Genomic DNA, 17,543 nt, shown 5'->3' with positions numbered 1-17,543 from the left:
TTTATCTGCAGAGATCAAGATAATGTATGATGTATATTACTTAATCGGTAAATTCCTTCATCTTGGATTTCATTTATATTTGCGCCACAACGATTGTTTTATGAGTTTGAATCTGTCATTTGACAATACTGCCAATGCGTTTGAGTATAAATCCAACCAGCAATTAAAAAAAGCACATTTCCTGTTTTCCGCCATGGGTAATAACTGGCTGGTGAACATCGGCACAAAAATTACACCCTGGGCTATTAAAGCCGGTTTGCCCATAAAAGGAATCATCCGTTCTACCATTTTCGAACAGTTTGTAGGTGGTGAAACATTGGAACAAACAGCTAAAGTGGCGGATAAGCTGGAAGAATATCATGTACAGGTGATTCTGGATTATGGAGTGGAAGGCGGAGATTATGGTGAAGATGAAAAAGATCATGCAAGGGACGAATTCATACGGGTGATCAACTATGCGGCTACGCAACATAATATTCCCTTTATGAGTATTAAAGTTACCGGGCTGGTTCGGTTTTCGTTGCTGGAAAAAATGGATCAGCTGATGCACGAAGCACAGGGTACTTTAATCAAACGTTATGAACAGGTACTTACACAGTTGAATACTGATGAAAAAGCAGAGTGGCAACGGGTGTGGGACAGAATGATGTTGATCTGCACGACCGCCTCTTCAAAAAATATCGGTGTGCTGATTGATGCGGAAGAAACATGGATACAGAATCCGGTGGATGCATTGGTAACCCTCATGATGGATCATTTCAACAAAGAAAAGGCTGTTGTTTATAATACAGCTCAGATGTACCGGCACGATCGTTTGCAGTTTGTAAAAGATTGTTTTGAAGCAGCAGCACAACGGAATTTTATACTTGGAATGAAGTTGGTTCGTGGTGCTTACATGGAAAAAGAAAGAAAACGTGCTGAGGAAATGAACTATCCTTCGCCCATTCAACCGGACAAAGCCTCCAGCGACCGTGATTTTAATGCGGCTGTCACCTTTTGTTTACATAATATTGATCGAATTGCAACCATTGTAGCTTCTCATAATGATGAAAGTAATCTGCTGGCTGCAAAAATTCTGGATGAAAAAGGATTGCCGCACAATCATCATCATGTACATTTTTCTCAACTGTATGGAATGAGTGATAACATCACTTTCAATCTTGCCAAAGCAGGTTATAATGTAAGCAAGTACCTGCCATTTGGTCCCATTAAAGATGTGGTTCCCTACCTTATGCGTCGGGCACAGGAAAACAGCAGTATGAGCGGACAAACCGGAAGAGAATTAGGGTTGATCAAAAAAGAAATGAAACGAAGAGCCATTTCCTGATTTATCACTAACTGCTATATTTTATTTTCTTTAACGGCAGAGCAGCGTTTTGGATGTTTTGCGTGTTTATTTTTGGTAAAACACATGTTTATGAAATACACATCACTGTTGCTTGTTTTATTTGTTTTTTCCTCTACATCTGTTCTGGCTCAAAAAGAAGAGCGGGCCTCATACCGTAATTATTTTGAGCGTGGTAATAAAGTAATTGGTTTGCAATTGGGTGTTGCAGGCGAGTATCCTATTAATTCCGTAACTGTTCTGGATATTAACGAGTCCAATAAAAGATATGGACTGCTGGCCTTGCCTTCTTTTGGATGGTTTATTGAACGCAACTTTGTATTAGGTGCACAGGCTATTGTAGGGTTTAATCATGAGTCTTACTCATACTCCAACTATGATTACAGTGTTAATCCACCCCGATATATTGGCGACACCAAAAATACCAGCAAGGGAGTTGATTTAGGTTTGGCACCATTTGCCCGTTATTATGTGCCACTGGGTCGCAGAAATGTGGTGAGCCTGTTTGGGCAGGGTTCATTTCCCGTTCTTTATTCAAGCTATGAATCGGGTTCCAATTATCCTTCTTCCTACCCGGGCTGGACTAATTACCGCTACAAGGAAGAGGGTCTGAAATTAATGGCCTCACTGGGAGGGGGTGTTTCTATCAATGGTCGTTTCGGTTCTTTTGAGATGCATGCTAATAATACCGGGTTATATCTTGGTTATCAGCGTTATTTTGGTTTTAAAGGAAAATAAACATCTTCCACATATTGCCCACAGTCAGGGGCCGCAGGTTAACAACTTGCGGCTTTTATTTACCTTGCAGCCATGCAACAATACCACGCATTACTACAGCATATTTTAGATACAGGTGCTGAAAAAAGTGACCGCACAGGAACAGGCACCAAAAGTGTTTTTGGTTACCAGATGCGCTTTGATTTAAATGAAGGCTTTCCGTTGGTTACCACAAAAAAAGTACATCTCCGCAGTATTATTCATGAATTGCTCTGGTTTCTCAAGGGTGAAACTAATATTGCTTATCTCAAAGAAAACGGAGTGAGCATCTGGGATGAGTGGGCAGATGAAAATGGAGAGCTCGGTCCGGTGTATGGCAAACAATGGAGAAGCTGGGAAGGGGCGAATGGAGTAGTGGTAGACCAGGTGAAAGAACTGATTGCGCAAATCAAAAAAAATCCGGATAGCAGAAGACTCATCATCAGTGCTTGGAATGTGGCTGATTTGCCCAGGATGGCCTTGATGCCTTGTCATACGATGTTTCAATTTTATGTGGCCAATGGAAAATTAAGTTGTCAACTCTATCAACGCAGTGCTGATGTGTTTTTAGGAGTGCCATTCAACATCGCATCGTATGCGTTATTAACGATGATGATTGCACAGGTTTGTGATTTAGAGTATGGCGAATTTGTTCATACGTTTGGTGATGTGCACATTTACAGCAATCATATGGAGCAGGTGCAGTTGCAATTAAGCCGCACACCTTATCCATTACCAACAATGAAATTAAATCCGGCAGTGAAAGATATTTTTGAATTTAAGTTTGAAGATTTTACACTGGAGAATTATGTGAGTCACCCGGCTATTAAAGCGCCGGTAGCTGTTTAATTTCAGATTGCAGATTGTAGATTTTAGATTACAATCCGCAATCGGCATTCTAAAATCTGAAATGTGATTATAAGTTTAATTGTAGCTGCATCCACCAACAACGCCATCGGCAAAAACAATCAATTGCTCTGGCATTTGCCGGTTGATTTAAAGTTTTTCAAAAATACCACATGGGCCATGCCGGTGATTATGGGCCGTAAAACATTTGAGTCTGTCAACAGCAAACCATTACCGGGCCGGCAAAACATCATCATCTCCAGAAATGCACAGGCCTCAACCGATGGGGAAGTATGGTGGGCCACATCACTGGAACAAGCCATTGAACAATCCCGGCAATTACATTGCAATGAAATTTTTATAGTAGGCGGGGCACAGATTTATGAACAATCAATGCCAATCGCTCATCGTATTTACATGACCCGTGTGCATGCGCATTTTGAAGCTGATACTTTTTTCCCTGATATCAATGTAGAAGAGTGGGAGTTGGTTAAGAACAATGATTTTAATGCGGATGAAAAACATGCGTATTCATTTTCTATACAGGTATGGGAGCGGAAAAAGTAGGAAATGAAAAGTGAAAAATCGGAAATATATCATACTGCAATACTGCTTTTTATTTTGAACTTTTAATTTTCGATTTTATTCTAATGTATTCTTCTCTTCAACTTGCTTCAAAATATCTCCGTTACTATTGCACGGCTGCCAACGGTAAGGGTCATGGAATTCATTCGCCTTTTGTTTTCAACCTGGTTACACAGGTACTGAATGATAAAACAAACTATCCTGAATATAAACGAATTGAGCAGCAGCGAAGTTTATTGCTGGGTAATGAATCTATTATTGAAGTGGATGATTTTGGAGCCGGCTCTGTAAAAGGACTAAAGAAGCAAAGGGTGGTGCAGCAGATTGCAGCTTCCTCACTCAAGCCGAAGAAGTATGCACAATTGCTTCACAGACTGGTAAAGTATTTTGAGTCAAAAGAAGTATTGGAACTGGGTACTTCTCTTGGTATTACAACATCTTACCTTGCAAGTGCTGCTAAACAATCGCAGGTTACCACTTTGGAAGGAGCTGCTTCCATTGCTGCATTGGCGCAACAAACTTTTGATACACTACAATTAAAGAATATCAAAACAGTTACAGGCAATTTTGATGAAACGCTGCAAACTGTAACAAATAAAGATTACGACTTCATCTTTATTGACGGTAATCATCGTAAAGAACCCACACTGCGTTATTTCAGTCAATTGATTCCCTGTGTACATAACAATTCCGTAATGGTATTTGATGATATTCACTGGAGTAAAGAGATGGAAGAAACCTGGGAAGAAATCAAGAAGCATGCATCAGTTACCTTAACGGTTGATTTATTTTTCATCGGGTTGGTCTTTTTCAGAAAAGAGCAAAAGGAGAAAGAGCATTTTGTGGTGCGGTTTTGATTTTACCGCTAAGACGCTAAGGCGCAAAGTGAGAACAGCAGGATGCATATCTCCTCCCTGGAGGGGCGTCGTCGTATTAAATATTAATGTTGATTGAAGGGGGTGGGCTTCATCTTATCATTTATTTTTTACTTATTTTCACCACATAATAAACCAACGTTCACATGATTCTTGGTGTGTTAAAAGAACCGGGCTTTGAAACAAGAGTTTCACTGTTGCCCGAAACCGTATCCGCTCTCATTAAAAAAAATATAAAGGTAGTTGTGGAAGAAGGCGCAGGAGCTAACGCTTTTGCTGCTGATGCTGATTATACTTCAGCAGGGGCTTCCGTAAAAAGCAGAAGCGAAGTAATGGCTGCCGCTGATGTATTGTTAAGCATTCATCAACCTGCTGATAGTATCAGCAATAAAATTTTAATCGGCGTTTATCAACCGTTAATGAATGTTGATGCGATGAAAACATTTGCAGCTGCCGGTACTACTGTTTTTTCCATGGATATGCTGCCACGTACCACCCGTGCACAGAGTATGGATGTACTCAGCAGTCAGGCAAATATTGCCGGATACAAAGCGGTATTAACAGCTGCTGCTAACTATGGCCGTTACTTTCCCATGTTTATGACGGCGGCCGGAAGTATTGCTCCTGCAAAACTGTTGATACTGGGAGCCGGTGTAGCCGGCTTGCAGGCGATTGCTACGGCTAAGCGTTTGGGTGCAGTGGTGGAAGTGTTTGATACACGACCTGCGGTGAAAGAAGAAGTGATGAGTCTGGGTGCAAAGTTTATTGAAGTGGAAGGTGCAGCTGATGCAAGTGCTGCAGGCGGTTACGCAGTAGAGCAAACAGAAGAGTACAAACAGAAGCAACAACAAAAAATTGCAGAGTGTGCTGCTAAAGCTGATATCATTATTACCACGGCACAGATACCCGGCAAGAAGGCACCCATACTGATTACAGAAGAGATGCTGCAAAATATGCGTAATGGGTCTGTGATTATTGATTTAGCAGCAGCCACTGGCGGTAATACGCCTTTTACAAAAAATAATGAAACGGTATTGTACAATGGTGTGAGCATTATCGGCAATAGTAATTTACAGGCTACCATGCCCAGTGATGCCAGTAAGTTGTACGGAAAAAATATTTTCAACTTTTTACAGTTGATTATTGATAAAGAAGCAAACATCAACTTAAATTTTGAAGATGATTTAGTGAAGGGTTGTTGTATTACACATGAAGGAGTGGTTGTGCATGAAAGGATGCAGGGTTTATAGTTTGTGGTTCGTTATTACAAACTTTTGTGCCCTTCGTGGTCTTTGTGGGAAACAATCATCATTTAAAATAATCACTAACAAATAACGATATGGATAATTTTCTTTCTTTCTTCTCCACGCATCAGCAGATGATCTACATCGTCATCCTGATGGTTTTTGTAGGTATTGAAGTCATTGGCCGGGTGCCTGCTGTATTGCACACACCTTTAATGAGTGGTGCCAATGCTATACATGGTGTTGTTATCATCGGTGCTATCATTGTGATGGGCAAAGCTGAAGCTGATAATTACCTGGCACTCATTCTTGGCTTTATTGCGGTGATTGTGGGAACACTTAATGTAGTTGGTGGTTTTGTAGTGACAGACCGAATGCTTGAAATGTTTAAGAAGAAAAAATAAAAAAGCACCAAGAACCAAAAGGCAAGAACCAAAAAAGAAAAACAAAAAGTCAAATCTCAAATGGAAAACAATCCTAAGAAATACGACTTGGAAGAGCGTACGGCGGTTTATGCTGAAAGAATAAGAGATTTTGCTTTAAAGCTACCAAAGAATGAAGCTAATAAGGAATACATTCCTCAATTAATTCGTTCCGGTAGTTCGCCAGGCGCTAATTACATTGAAGCAAATGAAACATTAGGTGATAAAGACTTTAAAATGAAAATTAAAACTTGCAGGCGTGAAGCAAAAGAATCAGCCTATTGGTTACGGATGGTAATAACTGATGGAACAACTGAGGCGAATAACGAAAGAGCAGCGTTGCGACAGGAAGCAAAAGAACTTGTTTTAATTTTTACTGCTATCCTAAGAAAACGTGGAGGTGAATAGGTTTTTTGATTTAGTATTTTTTTGTATTCATTATTTGGTTCTTGTTATTTGTATTTTGGAATTTAATTTTTAATTATGAACATACTCATCATATCATATCTCATTACATCTGTAACCTTCATTCTAGGATTAAAAATGTTGTCCAATCCTGCTACTGCACGCAAAGGAAATTTAATTGCAGCGGCGGGAATGGTTATTGCCATATTGGCCACTATCTTTTTGTATGAAGAAGAGGGTGTGAAGCTGGGGAATTACGGTTGGATATTCGGCGGATTAATTATCGGTTCAGTAGTTGGAACATTAGCAGCCAAAAAAGTAAAGATGACGGCCATGCCGCAAATGGTAAGTCTGTTCAACGGTATGGGTGGTGCTTGTGCGGCTTTGATTTCAATTGTTGAGTTTGACCACCTGGTACATAATTATAATCCTGATGATTTTACATTCTTCAGTTCATTGGATGGCACTACATTGTTAATCATTCTTGCCGGGCTAATTATTGGTACGGTTTCTTTTGCCGGCAGTATGATTGCATGGGGTAAACTGGACGGAAGAGTAAAAGATTTTTCATTTAAAGGTCAGCAGGTATTCAATATTTTAATGCTGGTTGTTTTAATCGGACTAACTGCATTCATCTTAATCGCAAGACCTGAAGAAACGATTTTATTCTTTTACGTGATTCTTGCTTTATCAATTATCTACGGCATCTTCTTCGTTATGCCCATCGGCGGTGCAGATATGCCTGTTGTAATTTCGCTGCTCAACTCTTTTACCGGTGTGGCTGCAGCCTGTGGTGGATTTCTGTATGATAACAAAGCAATGCTCACCGGTGGTATACTGGTGGGTGCTGCAGGTACATTGCTGACCATTTTGATGTGTAAAGCCATGAACCGTTCGTTGACGAATGTACTCATCGGTAACTTTGGCGGCAGCAGTGCAGCAAGCGGCGGAGCAAAAGCACAGGGCACGTACAAAGAAATTTCATTAAGTGATACTGCTGTATTGCTTTCCTATTCCAACAGAGTGTATATCGTTCCCGGTTATGGTTTGGCAGTAGCGCAGGCGCAACATGCCTGTCATGAGTTGGAAAAATTATTGGCAGAGAAAGGAGTGGAAGTAAAGTATGCCATTCATCCCGTAGCAGGCCGTATGCCCGGTCATATGAACGTATTACTGGCCGAAGCAGATGTGAGTTATGATTTGCTCAAAGAAATGGAAGAAGCAAATGATGAATTTAATTCAACTGATGCAGTCTTGATTCTGGGTGCCAATGATGTGGTGAATCCTGCAGCTAAAACCGACCCTACATCACCCATTTACGGCATGCCCATCTTAGATGTGGAACTGGCCAAGAATGTGATTGTAAACAAACGAAGCATGAAGCCCGGCTATGCAGGTATTGAAAATGAGTTGTTCTTCCGTCCCAAAACAAGTATGTTGTTTGGTGATGCAAAAAAGGTGATACAGGATTTGATTGGGGAGGTGAAGAATTTGTAACGCCACGTCAGACGCCCTCGTCGGACGGGGTTTGATTCTAGTAATCAATAGTAAATCTTCCTTTGAATAGTATGAAATATCAAAATAGATTTCTGCGATTCCCTCTTATCGTCATTTCTATCATAATTATTTTCTGGGTCTATTCAATTTGTTCACGGGTTTTATCATTAGTAGCATTACAAAAAAAGTATACTTATCAATATCCTATATCATGGTCATTAATTTTTGACATCCAAACTAAAATCGGGTTGGTTTGTGTTTTAATATCTTTAGTAACTGCAATTGGATACTTTATTATGCGACAGCGATATGTCAATATTTTTTATTGCAGGGTTCATGTTTGGCTTTCATTTATAGCATTAGTTCTGGTTCCTTTAAGTGCTCCACTTTTTAAAATGTCATCACCAAATGGAATAATATCTGATGCCGCAAGAATTGGTAATTTTATAATTTATCCCGCTTCAACAATATTATTATTGGTGTTTTATTTTGCTGCACTCTTTTTTTTCGCCATCACATTAATAAAAAGCTCAACTTCGCCCAAAGAAGCAGGGTTAATCAATGAATCTTCCGATTTTCTTAATCAATTCTCTAAGTAAAGTCAAGAACTTTGATGAAGCTGCTTTCATCAACATTCATCAAAGCGGTGAACAAATTACTTCCATAAGAATAAATCCTGCAAAGCAATCCATCTCGACTCCGCTCAGGGCGGCATCCGTTCCCTGGTCTTCCCTCGGCTACTACCTTCAATCCCGTCCTTCCTTCACACTCGATCCATTGTTTCATGCAGGTACCTATTATGTGCAGGAAGCCAGCTCTATGTTTCTGGAACAAGCAGTAAAGCAAACAACTGATACCTCACAACCATTATTGGTGTTGGATTTATGTGCAGCACCCGGCGGTAAATCAACATTGTTGCAAAGCATCATCAGCAAGGAAAGTTTATTGGTGAGTAATGAAGTGATTCAGTCACGGGTAAACATCCTAAAAGAAAACATCATCAAGTGGGGTAGCAGCAATGTTGTTGTAACTAACAATGACCCGAAAGATTTTACGAAGCTCAGCGGATTGTTTGATATTGTGGTGATTGATGCACCCTGCAGCGGTAGCGGCCTCTTCCGTCGTGACCCCGAAGCGATCAATGAATGGAGTGAAGCCAATGTGCAACTCTGTTCCCAACGTCAGCAACGAATTATTGCCGATGCATGGAATTGTTTGAAAGAAGACGGTGTGCTTATTTATTCTACCTGCTCGTATTCAACAGAAGAAGATGAAGAACTGCTGGATTGGACGGTGCAAAGGTTAAAGGTGGAAGGCATAAGGTTGAAGGTAGAACAAGAATGGAATATTGATGAAGTACAAAGTGCTACAGGTGCTTATGGTTATCGTTTCTGGCCGTATAAAGTAAAAGGTGAAGGTTTTTTTATTGCAGCGTTCCGGAAAAAAGAAGCAACAGATGAACTGCGGATGAAAATTAAAAAAGAAACTGTTCCGTCAAAACAGGATATACAGATTGCAGCAAAGTGGTTGCAATCAACCGAGGATATATCCTTCATCTTACAGGGACAAAATATAGCTGCAATTCCTGCTGCATGGCATCACACCATTCAATTTCTTATGCAGGAGTTGAAGGTGCGTTATGCAGGAACAGAGCTCGGCACCATTGCCAAGAATGATTTGTTGCCGGAGCATGCATTAGCACTAAGCACGCTTATCAATCAACACATTTTTTTCGTGGAATTAAATGAAGAACAGGCATTAACCTATTTACGTAAAAATGATTTGCACATTGATGCTTCACAAAAAGGCTGGGCATTGGCAAGGTATAAAGGAATGAATCTCGGATGGATGAAACTGCTGGGCAATCGTATCAATAATTATTATCCGAAAGAATATCGCATTCTCAAAGCCCCCCTTTAGGGGATGGGGGCTCACTTTCTCCCGAAGTCAGCAGGGTTCTCACCCCAACTACTAGTCTCCCATTTCAATATTTTGTTTTTATAGTTGTTGTTGGCAAGCCAATGCTCCGCACGGGCTATTAAATCATGAATATGTTTTGTTTTAGCACTTACTTCCAGGTTGGTTTTGCATTTTTTGGCTTTTACCCATGCAATGGCATTCCGGCTGTCGCTGTAAATAGGGATTACTGTAAGGTTATGTTTTTTGCAATAGCCCAATGCATGAACGATGGCTAAAAATTCACCAATGTTATTTGTGCCGTTTGCAAAAGGTCCCTGGTGAAAAATGCGGGTATTGGTTTTATACAGAATACCCTGGTACTCCATATCTTTCTGCACACTGTTCCACGCAGCATCAACAACAATACTGTCGTGTATGGGAGTACCAACTCCGGCTTTTACTTTCGGTTCTTCTTTATCTTTTTTGTAGATGTGTTTGGCAAAATGTTCATTAAAAGCAATCTCTGCTTCCATCATAGTAGGGAAGGCTTTGTAAGCCGCTGCAGGAAACCCGTCCACCTGTGTTTTGCAATCATTCCAGTTATGATAAATACCGGGCTGCTTACCTTTCCATACTACATAAAATTTTTGTTTGCTCATTTCAATACAATGTTAAAGAAAAATGCGCCTCACCTAACTACTTCAAAGGAGAGGAACCGCACACAATCCTAACTTTTTGTAAACACTAATTGTTCTTTTAGTAGCGTTAATGCTGAAAATTATGAATGTCATGTGTGGTAGAATAAAAAGCTTGAAAAAATTCATTTGTACCGTCCTTCTCCCTGGGAGAAGGATGAGAGGATGAGGTCGTTTTTTGTTTTGGCCCGATATTTCTGCATCTTTGCCCCGTAAATACAAATTCCATGAAGCGAACCTTTGTTGCTTATCTTTTGACTTTGATGTGTGCGGTAGTTACAGCGCAAACTACGCCTTTAACAGTACAGCTGGACAGTAAGAATCAGCCTTATCTTGTACACACGCTGGCACCTAAAGAAAATTTTTACAGCGTGGGTCGCATTTACAATATCAGCCCAAGAGTGTTTGCACCTTACAATGGTTTAGAGTTAACAAGTCCGTTGAGTATCGGTCAGGCAATTCGAATTCCACTGAACGAACAGAATTTCTGGCAAGCCGGTGGCCGTAAGGAAAATGAAGTGGTATTGCCTTTGTACTACACGGTTGGTACAGGTGAAAACCTCGCTGCAATCAGTCGTACTTTTAAGACAGATAATGCTTCTTTAAAAAGCTGGAATAATCTGAGTTCGGATGCAGTCGCTACGGGTAAAAAAATCATCATCGGTTTTTTGAAAGTAGATAAAACATTATCTCCGTTGGCGGCACAAGGCATGAGCAGACAGGAACCACCAATGGTAAAACAGGAGCCCAAAAAAGAACAGCCCAAGCCAGTGGTAAAAGAAGAACCTAAGAAAGAAGAGCCAAAGGTTGAACCAAAAGTTGAGCCCAAGCCCGAACCTAAAAAAGAAGAACCCAAACCTGTTGTAAAGGAAGAGCCCAAAACACAACCCGCACCTGCTTCGTATGAAGGCAATGGATTTTTTAAAGACGAATACAACAAACAAAGCAATAACGGACGCAACACATCTTCTGCCAATGGAAATGGTGCTACCTTCAAAAGCACCAGCGGCTGGAGCGATGGAAAATATTATGTGTTGATGGATAACCTTGAAAAAGGAACGATTGTGATGGTACGGAATCCTTCTAATGGCAAAGCGATTTATGCAAAGGTATTAGCAGGTGTAAAAGAAACAACGCCCAACAGCAGTGCATTGTTTTTATTGAGTAATGCGGCTGCATCACAGCTTGGCATCAGTGCAGAGAAGTTTAATGCGGAGTTGGTGTGGGGAAAGTAAATCAGTTCTGAGTTTTTAGTTTGTAGTTTTTGGTTACCGGCTTTTGTTTTTCATGGCAGCGGTTTTGCCACGCTCGTTTCATGGTTCTGTTTCTATCGCAGCAATAAACATTCAATAGCTTATGATAAATTGCAAACTAATGAAGTTCATTATGCAATTATATGCTTAAGAAAATAGTTATACTTATCTCTTTGTGGCTAACTCTTTCAGTAATGTGGTTTTTTTCTTCCGAATTAGTTGTAAAATATCTATTTGATAGCTTTGATAGTGTTGAACTTTGGCTTGTTACAACAATTATCGGCTTTATTTTAATTACAACGTCAATTTTAGTTGCAACTATAATTCTATTAATACGAGAAAGAAACAAACGTAAAGTTGATTTAAAGTAAACTTCTATCCTCTCCATCCCCTCAAAAACTCTTCCACACCCATTCGTTTTTTTCCTTCTAATTGTAATTCCAATACATGTAGGTATCCATTGCTGCATGAGAATTTGAGAAAGGTTTTGTTGTCGGTCACTAATTCCCCTCCTTGGGAGGGGTTAGGGGAGGTTTCTTTCTTCGACCGATATATCTTCAACATCTTTCCCTGCAACTCTGTAAACGAACCGGGAAAAGGCGAGAGCCCTCGAATCAAATTATGCACTTCCTCCACCGTTTTTGAAAAATCAATCTTGCAGGTTTCAGTAAAAATTTTGGGGGCATGTTTGAGAAGGGTCGACGGTCCACGGTCGACAGACGACGGTAGTGAATCTGTATTCAACTGTGGACTGTGGACCGTGGACTGTGGTCTTTCTTCCAGCCTTCCTTCCGCTATTCCCTCCACCGTCTTCACCAGCAATTGTGCACCAATCTCTTTCATCCTATCATGTACTTCACCTGCTGTTTCATCCTCACCAATGGGGAATGATTGCTGCAACAGAATATCACCGGTATCAATTTCGTGTTTGAGTTTAAACGTAGTAACACCTGTTTCTTTTTCACCATTGATGACTGCCCAGTTAATAGGTGCAGCACCACGGTATTGCGGCAATAAACTGCCATGCACATTAATTGTTCCCATGGGCGGCATATTCCATACCACTTCAGGCAACATGCGAAAAGCAACTACAATCTGCAAATCAGCTTGCAATGCTTTAAGCTCATCAATAAAAACAGGGTTCTTTAATTTTTCTGGTTGTAATACATGCAGTCCGTGCTCTACTGCATATTTCTTCACTGCACTTTCGTTAAGCTTCATACCACGACCTGCCGGTTTATCAGGAGCGGTAACAACTCCCACAATATTGCAACCAGCTTTCACCAGCGCATCCAGACTCGCCACCGCAAACTCAGGCGTACCCATAAAAACAATTCGTAAATCAGTTGCTTTCATTCAATGAGAAAGAAAAATAATGTTGAATAATGAAGAATCGATGGAAGATCAAATCAAATGGTCATTGAATTCAATAGTTCAGAACTATAAACCACAAACAATAAACTTCTTACTATCCTTCCAGCACCCTGTCTTCCTGCTTAATCTTCGTCAGATTATTCCGTTGCAAAATTTCTTTCGCCAAATTCAAATAATTAATAGAGCCTTTACTATCTGCATCATACAATATCACCGGCTTACCAAAACTGGGTGCTTCGCTCAAACGTGTATTGCGGTGAATGATGCTGTCAAACACAATGCCTTCAAAATGCCTGCGTACTTCACTCACAACCTGGTTACACAAACGAAGGCGACCATCATACATCGTCATCAAAATACCTTCAATCACCAGTGAAGTATTCAAGCGGCTTTGTACAATCTTTACCGTGTTGAGCAATTTGCCCAGACCTTCCAGTGCAAAAAACTCTGTCTGCACAGGAATCACCACACTATCTGCAGCTGTTAATGCATTCACCGTAATCAGTCCGAGCGAAGGGGAGCAATCAATCACAATAAAATCGTATTCATTTTTCAACGGCTCCAGCAGTTGCTTAAGAACACTTTCCCTGTTGGGTTGATTGATCATTTCAATTTCAGCACCTACCAGGTCAATATGCGAGGGAATCAAATCCAGGTTTGGTACTTCCGTTTTCAGCACCACATCTTTTGCATTGGCATTATTTACAAAACAGTCATACAAACTCTGCTGAATATTGTGCAAATCAAAACCAACACCGGTAGTACTGTTGGCCTGCGGATCTGCATCTACCAGCAATGTTTTGTATTCCAGCACAGCAAAACTCGCTGCCAGGTTAATAGCCGTTGTTGTTTTACCAACACCTCCTTTCTGATTTGCAATACCAATGATTCTTCCCATGAATTTTTATAGTTCCAAAGTTTAAAATTACTATGCCTCGAGCTAAGAGCTGCGAGCTGCCAGCAAAGTTTTATAAGGTTAATAGTACTACTTGTAGCTTACAGCTATCAGCTTCTTAAATATTAATCGTTTCTCCCACCGCAGGCAACAACAAATTCAACCCGTTTTTACTGAAATGATCTTTTGCTTTTACCGTATCAATCACAATGTAGGGGAATGTATTGTAATGAACTCCCACTACCGTATGACAATTAATCATGTGTGCGGCCCTCGCTGCATCATCATAGCCCATGGTAAAGTTGTCGCCAATAGGCATTACAGCAAAATCCAGTGCACCGCCCTGACTTACCAGCTGCATTTCCATGCTTAATGCTGTATCGCCACTATAGTAAAAACTTTTATCAGCCCTTATTACAAAACCCATTGGGTTGCCGGCATAGCTACCATCGGGCAAACTGCTGGAATGTTGGGCCACCACACATTTCACCCAGCCAAAATCAAATTCCTTTTTGCCGCCGGTATTCATGGGGTGTACATTTTCAACGCCCTGGCCTTGCAGCCACACATAAATTTCCCATGCACAAATCACAAGCGCCCCGGTGCGTTTGGCAATACTTACTAAATCAGCCACATGATCAGCATGACCATGGCTTACAAAAATATAATCGGCCTGTACTGAATCAGCATCAATGCCCTTGGCTAACTCATTAGGCGTAATAAAAGGGTCAAACAACAAATGTTTCCCCTTTACTTCCACGCTGAAACAGGAATGTCCGAAATATGTAAGTTTCATTGCTTTTACGAGTTACGGTTTTACCGGCTTAGGCCTTTAAAAAAGTTGAAAAGACCCACTAAATGCCATTGTGACAAAAATAAGGGTTGGCACAGATTTCGGGAACAATACTTATCCCCGAACTGTTACAGACTACAACAAAATCATAACAGCAATTATCGGGTTCATTTCTCAATTTTGTACACATGCAACGATTAGCAGGTTCCTGGATTTTTATACTCGTCCTTTTTGTGGTGGATATTTACGTGTTCCAGGCCGTTAAAGCCGTAACACTCAGCACGGCACCCCGTACCCGCTGGATAATTTACGGAACGTATTGGGGCATCAGCATCATGGCGCTAACGCTTATGATTTCGCTGGCTTTTACCAATTATGAAACATGGCATCGTACCCTTCGTACCTATGTGTTTGCCGGTATCATGGGTTTGTTTTTTGCCAAACTGCTGGCCAGTGCTTTTTTCCTGGTAGATGATTTACGCCGGATGGTGCAATGGGCTGCCAGTTTTGTAATGCCTTCACTCAACCCTAAAAACACGGGTACCGGAACCGGCATCACCCGTTCCACTTTTCTGAGCTGGATGGGTATTGCTGTAGGTGGCGGATTGTTTTCATCACTCATCTATGGTTTTGGAAACAAGTACCGTTACAATGTGCAGCGGGTGCCCATGAAGTTTCCCAACCTGCCGGCTTCTTTTGCAGGATTTAAAATCATTCATATAAGCGATATTCATAGCGGCAGTTTTACTGATAAACAGGCGGTGTTACGTGGAGTGGAATTGATTAACGAACAAAACCCGGATGTGATTTTGTTTACCGGCGACCTGGTGAATTATCATGCAGATGAGATGAAGGACTATATGGATGTGTTCAGTCAGTTGAAAGCGAAACATGGTGTATATGCCACATTGGGCAATCATGATTATGGTTTTCCACGTGGTGAAACAAAAGAAGAAACCAAGCAAATGCAATTAACCAATGCTGCTGCAGTGGTAGGGGTGCATCAACAGCTTGGCTGGAAAACATTGAGCAATGCCCATGAGTTGATTGAAAGGGATGGTGAGCAAATAGCGATCCTTGGTGTGGATAATACCAGCTACAAAAGCCGGTTCCCTTCGTTTGGTAAGTTAGAAGAAGCACATGCCGGTGCAAAAGAAGCACCTTTTAAAATACTGATGAGTCATGATCCTTCTCACTGGAACGGAGAGGTGACTAAAAAGTTTAATGATATTGATTTAACTCTCAGCGGTCATACACATGGAATGCAGTTTGGTGTTGAAATTCCCGGTTTCCGCTGGAGCCCGGTGAAGTATGTGTACAAACAATGGGCAGGATTGTATGAGGAAGCTGCCCAGAAATTGTATGTGAACCGTGGCTTTGGATTTATCGGTTACCCCGGCCGTGTGGGCATTTTGCCGGAGATTACGTTGATTGAGTTGAGTTGATGGTGAAACAGGTATTCTTTTCTCAGATCTTCAATACTTTTGCTCCTGCGGCTTTCGTATAATTTTTACCGAAGCTTTAAACTATCTTGCATCACAATGGTCTTAACCCGAACCACCATTGTATGAAGAAAACATTTATTCTGCCGGCAGTAATGCTGTTCTTCTCTTTCAATCTATTAGCCCAAACACAGGATTCTATTCCTGTTAATAAAGACTCCATTGAGAAAGCTGTAGATGAATTCCTTGCCTTGCTGGATTCTGCCAAACAACCTAAAAGCTACTGGCAATTATCATTGGGGGCCAGTAATACCCAGTTCAGTGTGAACAATGTGGCCCTTAATGCACAGCAGGTAAGTAAAGGCGTAACACTGATTCCTACGGTAATGTATTACGATAAAAGCGGGTTGAGCTTTACCTATAATAATTTCATCAGCATTAATAACAACAACAGCGGCATTGTACAGCACAGTATTACCCCGGCCTATGATTTTTCAAAAGATAAGCGGTTTGATTTTGGTTTTTCTTATACCCGTTTTATCGGCAACAAAAACTTTGCACAGATTTCATCACCTTATCAAAATGATTTTTACGGGTATTTGCAATACAATAAATGGCAGGTAGAACCATCACTCGCATTCGGTTACTCTACTGGTAAGTTTACTGAAACATCGAAGACGGATACCTCTTTCATTTTACAAAGACCTTTTCGACCTGATACAACCATTCAGTACACAATTTTTGATACATTACGTGTAAAACTCAGAGATTTCTCTGCAATACTTTCTGCGAGGAAGGAATTTGTATTTGAGATGAAGAATGCAAACAATTACATTACGTTTACACCATCTTTACTCTTATTTTTTGCGAGGAACGAATACGAAGTTGAATATTCATCTGCCAGTGCTTTATCTCCCCGCACACAGTTCTTCCTTCAAAGCAGACCTTTATTAAGGGAACAATTTCTAAGAGAGCTGAAACGAAGCTTTTCAGGGTTGAATGAAACCCGTAATTTTTTAAATACCACCAGTTTTCAATTACAATCACTTGGTCTCAATCTCGAGGCCACACTTTACCTGAAGAAATTTTATATCAACCCGCAGGTATATTTTGATTATTATTTCCCGGAAGCTGATCAAAAGCTCACGACTATTTTTACTTTACAGGCCGGATTTATTTTATGAGAAAGTCTGTAACAGAAAAGGGTTAACAATAAT

18 protein-coding genes are annotated in these 17,543 nt (G+C 40.7%); 14 read left to right on the top strand and 4 right to left on the bottom strand.

Annotation, left to right across the window (positions count from 1 at the left end; genetic code table 11):
- Window positions 1-100 precede the first annotated feature (100 nt).
- The 11 genes from PDL71_RS14610 to PDL71_RS14560 all read left to right on the top strand — a co-directional run bounded on the left by PDL71_RS14610 (window position 101) and on the right by PDL71_RS14560 (window position 9,895).
- Window positions 101-1,327 carry a proline dehydrogenase family protein gene (locus PDL71_RS14610; protein ID WP_407522358.1) on the top strand — a complete coding sequence of 409 codons (1,227 nt, stop codon included), beginning with the start codon at window positions 101-103 and terminating at the stop codon, window positions 1,325-1,327.
- Between the two features lie 90 nt (window positions 1,328-1,417).
- The gene (locus PDL71_RS14605; protein WP_407522356.1) at window positions 1,418-2,083 is read left to right on the top strand and encodes a hypothetical protein; all 666 of its coding nucleotides are present in this window, start codon (window positions 1,418-1,420) and stop codon (window positions 2,081-2,083) included.
- 57 nt (window positions 2,084-2,140) lie between these two features.
- The gene (locus PDL71_RS14600) at window positions 2,141-2,950 is read left to right on the top strand and encodes a thymidylate synthase (protein ID WP_407528422.1); all 810 of its coding nucleotides are present in this window, start codon (window positions 2,141-2,143) and stop codon (window positions 2,948-2,950) included.
- A 63-nt stretch (window positions 2,951-3,013) separates the two neighbouring features.
- A complete protein-coding gene (locus PDL71_RS14595; protein ID WP_407522354.1) occupies window positions 3,014-3,514 on the top strand; it encodes a dihydrofolate reductase in 501 nt (166 codons plus the stop codon).
- Between the two features lie 83 nt (window positions 3,515-3,597).
- A complete protein-coding gene (locus tag PDL71_RS14590) occupies window positions 3,598-4,389 on the top strand; it encodes an O-methyltransferase (RefSeq protein WP_407522352.1) in 792 nt (263 codons plus the stop codon).
- Between the two features lie 164 nt (window positions 4,390-4,553).
- Window positions 4,554-5,657, top strand: a complete 1,104-nt coding sequence (locus PDL71_RS14585; protein ID WP_407522350.1) for a Re/Si-specific NAD(P)(+) transhydrogenase subunit alpha — start codon at window positions 4,554-4,556, stop codon at window positions 5,655-5,657.
- 89 nt (window positions 5,658-5,746) lie between these two features.
- Window positions 5,747-6,055 carry an NAD(P) transhydrogenase subunit alpha gene (locus tag PDL71_RS14580; protein WP_407522348.1) on the top strand — a complete coding sequence of 103 codons (309 nt, stop codon included), beginning with the start codon at window positions 5,747-5,749 and terminating at the stop codon, window positions 6,053-6,055.
- A 60-nt stretch (window positions 6,056-6,115) separates the two neighbouring features.
- The gene (locus PDL71_RS14575; protein WP_407522346.1) at window positions 6,116-6,481 is read left to right on the top strand and encodes a four helix bundle protein; all 366 of its coding nucleotides are present in this window, start codon (window positions 6,116-6,118) and stop codon (window positions 6,479-6,481) included.
- Between the two features lie 75 nt (window positions 6,482-6,556).
- Window positions 6,557-7,975 (top strand): NAD(P)(+) transhydrogenase (Re/Si-specific) subunit beta, encoded by a 1,419-nt coding sequence (locus tag PDL71_RS14570; RefSeq protein ID WP_407522344.1) that lies wholly within the window; start codon window positions 6,557-6,559, stop codon window positions 7,973-7,975.
- 71 nt (window positions 7,976-8,046) lie between these two features.
- Window positions 8,047-8,574 (top strand): hypothetical protein, encoded by a 528-nt coding sequence (locus PDL71_RS14565; protein WP_407522342.1) that lies wholly within the window; start codon window positions 8,047-8,049, stop codon window positions 8,572-8,574.
- On the top strand, window positions 8,537-9,895 hold the full coding sequence (locus tag PDL71_RS14560) for a methyltransferase RsmF C-terminal domain-like protein (protein ID WP_407522339.1): 1,359 nt from the start codon (window positions 8,537-8,539) through the stop codon (window positions 9,893-9,895). The genes PDL71_RS14565 and PDL71_RS14560 overlap by 38 nt, the downstream gene beginning before the upstream one ends.
- 11 nt (window positions 9,896-9,906) lie before the next feature.
- Here PDL71_RS14560 and PDL71_RS14555 read toward each other — a convergent pair whose 3' ends face one another.
- Window positions 9,907-10,533 carry a viroplasmin family protein gene (locus tag PDL71_RS14555; RefSeq protein WP_407522338.1) on the bottom strand — a complete coding sequence of 209 codons (627 nt, stop codon included), beginning with the start codon at window positions 10,531-10,533 and terminating at the stop codon, window positions 9,907-9,909.
- 263 nt (window positions 10,534-10,796) lie between these two features.
- Here PDL71_RS14555 and PDL71_RS14550 point away from each other — a divergent pair, with 263 nt between their 5' ends.
- Entirely contained in the window at window positions 10,797-11,804 is a 1,008-nt protein-coding gene (locus PDL71_RS14550) for a LysM peptidoglycan-binding domain-containing protein (RefSeq protein WP_407522336.1), read from the top strand.
- Between the two features lie 393 nt (window positions 11,805-12,197).
- Here the strand turns inward: PDL71_RS14550 and fmt are convergent, their stop codons facing one another.
- The 3 genes from fmt to PDL71_RS14535 form a co-directional block, all read right to left on the bottom strand.
- A complete protein-coding gene (fmt, locus tag PDL71_RS14545; RefSeq protein WP_407522334.1) occupies window positions 12,198-13,178 on the bottom strand; it encodes a methionyl-tRNA formyltransferase in 981 nt (326 codons plus the stop codon).
- Window positions 13,179-13,290: 112 nt separating this feature from the next.
- On the bottom strand, window positions 13,291-14,094 hold the full coding sequence (locus tag PDL71_RS14540; RefSeq protein ID WP_407522332.1) for a ParA family protein: 804 nt from the start codon (window positions 14,092-14,094) through the stop codon (window positions 13,291-13,293).
- Between the two features lie 115 nt (window positions 14,095-14,209).
- The gene (locus PDL71_RS14535) at window positions 14,210-14,887 is read right to left on the bottom strand and encodes a metal-dependent hydrolase (RefSeq protein WP_407522330.1); all 678 of its coding nucleotides are present in this window, start codon (window positions 14,885-14,887) and stop codon (window positions 14,210-14,212) included.
- A 185-nt stretch (window positions 14,888-15,072) separates the two neighbouring features.
- Here PDL71_RS14535 and PDL71_RS14530 point away from each other — a divergent pair, with 185 nt between their 5' ends.
- Both PDL71_RS14530 and PDL71_RS14525 read left to right on the top strand, forming a co-directional pair.
- Window positions 15,073-16,329, top strand: a complete 1,257-nt coding sequence (locus PDL71_RS14530) for a metallophosphoesterase (protein ID WP_407522328.1) — start codon at window positions 15,073-15,075, stop codon at window positions 16,327-16,329.
- A gap of 122 nt (window positions 16,330-16,451) precedes the next feature.
- Window positions 16,452-17,510, top strand: a complete 1,059-nt coding sequence (locus PDL71_RS14525; protein ID WP_407522326.1) for a hypothetical protein — start codon at window positions 16,452-16,454, stop codon at window positions 17,508-17,510.
- Window positions 17,511-17,543: the final 33 nt, after the last annotated feature.

Source organism: Lacibacter sp. MH-610 (assembly GCF_045780045.1).
Lineage (GTDB): Bacteria > Bacteroidota > Bacteroidia > Chitinophagales > Chitinophagaceae > Lacibacter.
This window is presented reverse-complemented; position numbering and strand designations above follow the sequence as displayed.

Excerpts from the sequence above, each read along its gene's own strand:
- PDL71_RS14575 (WP_407522346.1), top strand. The coding sequence starts at position 6,116 with ATGGAAAACAATCCTAAGAAATACGACTTGGAAGAGCGTACGGCGGTT.
- PDL71_RS14555 (WP_407522338.1), bottom strand. The coding sequence starts at position 10,533 with ATGAGCAAACAAAAATTTTATGTAGTATGGAAAGGTAAGCAGCCCGGT.
- PDL71_RS14590 (WP_407522352.1), top strand. The coding sequence starts at position 3,598 with ATGTATTCTTCTCTTCAACTTGCTTCAAAATATCTCCGTTACTATTGC.
- PDL71_RS14565 (WP_407522342.1), top strand. The coding sequence starts at position 8,047 with ATGAAATATCAAAATAGATTTCTGCGATTCCCTCTTATCGTCATTTCT.
- PDL71_RS14580 (WP_407522348.1), top strand. The coding sequence starts at position 5,747 with ATGGATAATTTTCTTTCTTTCTTCTCCACGCATCAGCAGATGATCTAC.
- PDL71_RS14535 (WP_407522330.1), bottom strand. The coding sequence starts at position 14,887 with ATGAAACTTACATATTTCGGACATTCCTGTTTCAGCGTGGAAGTAAAG.
- PDL71_RS14525 (WP_407522326.1), top strand. The coding sequence starts at position 16,452 with ATGAAGAAAACATTTATTCTGCCGGCAGTAATGCTGTTCTTCTCTTTC.
- PDL71_RS14540 (WP_407522332.1), bottom strand. The coding sequence starts at position 14,094 with ATGGGAAGAATCATTGGTATTGCAAATCAGAAAGGAGGTGTTGGTAAA.
- PDL71_RS14550 (WP_407522336.1), top strand. The coding sequence starts at position 10,797 with ATGAAGCGAACCTTTGTTGCTTATCTTTTGACTTTGATGTGTGCGGTA.
- PDL71_RS14605 (WP_407522356.1), top strand. The coding sequence starts at position 1,418 with ATGAAATACACATCACTGTTGCTTGTTTTATTTGTTTTTTCCTCTACA.
- PDL71_RS14610 (WP_407522358.1), top strand. The coding sequence starts at position 101 with ATGAGTTTGAATCTGTCATTTGACAATACTGCCAATGCGTTTGAGTAT.
- PDL71_RS14560 (WP_407522339.1), top strand. The coding sequence starts at position 8,537 with ATGAATCTTCCGATTTTCTTAATCAATTCTCTAAGTAAAGTCAAGAAC.
- PDL71_RS14585 (WP_407522350.1), top strand. The coding sequence starts at position 4,554 with ATGATTCTTGGTGTGTTAAAAGAACCGGGCTTTGAAACAAGAGTTTCA.
- fmt (WP_407522334.1), bottom strand. The coding sequence starts at position 13,178 with ATGAAAGCAACTGATTTACGAATTGTTTTTATGGGTACGCCTGAGTTT.
- PDL71_RS14530 (WP_407522328.1), top strand. The coding sequence starts at position 15,073 with ATGCAACGATTAGCAGGTTCCTGGATTTTTATACTCGTCCTTTTTGTG.
- PDL71_RS14570 (WP_407522344.1), top strand. The coding sequence starts at position 6,557 with ATGAACATACTCATCATATCATATCTCATTACATCTGTAACCTTCATT.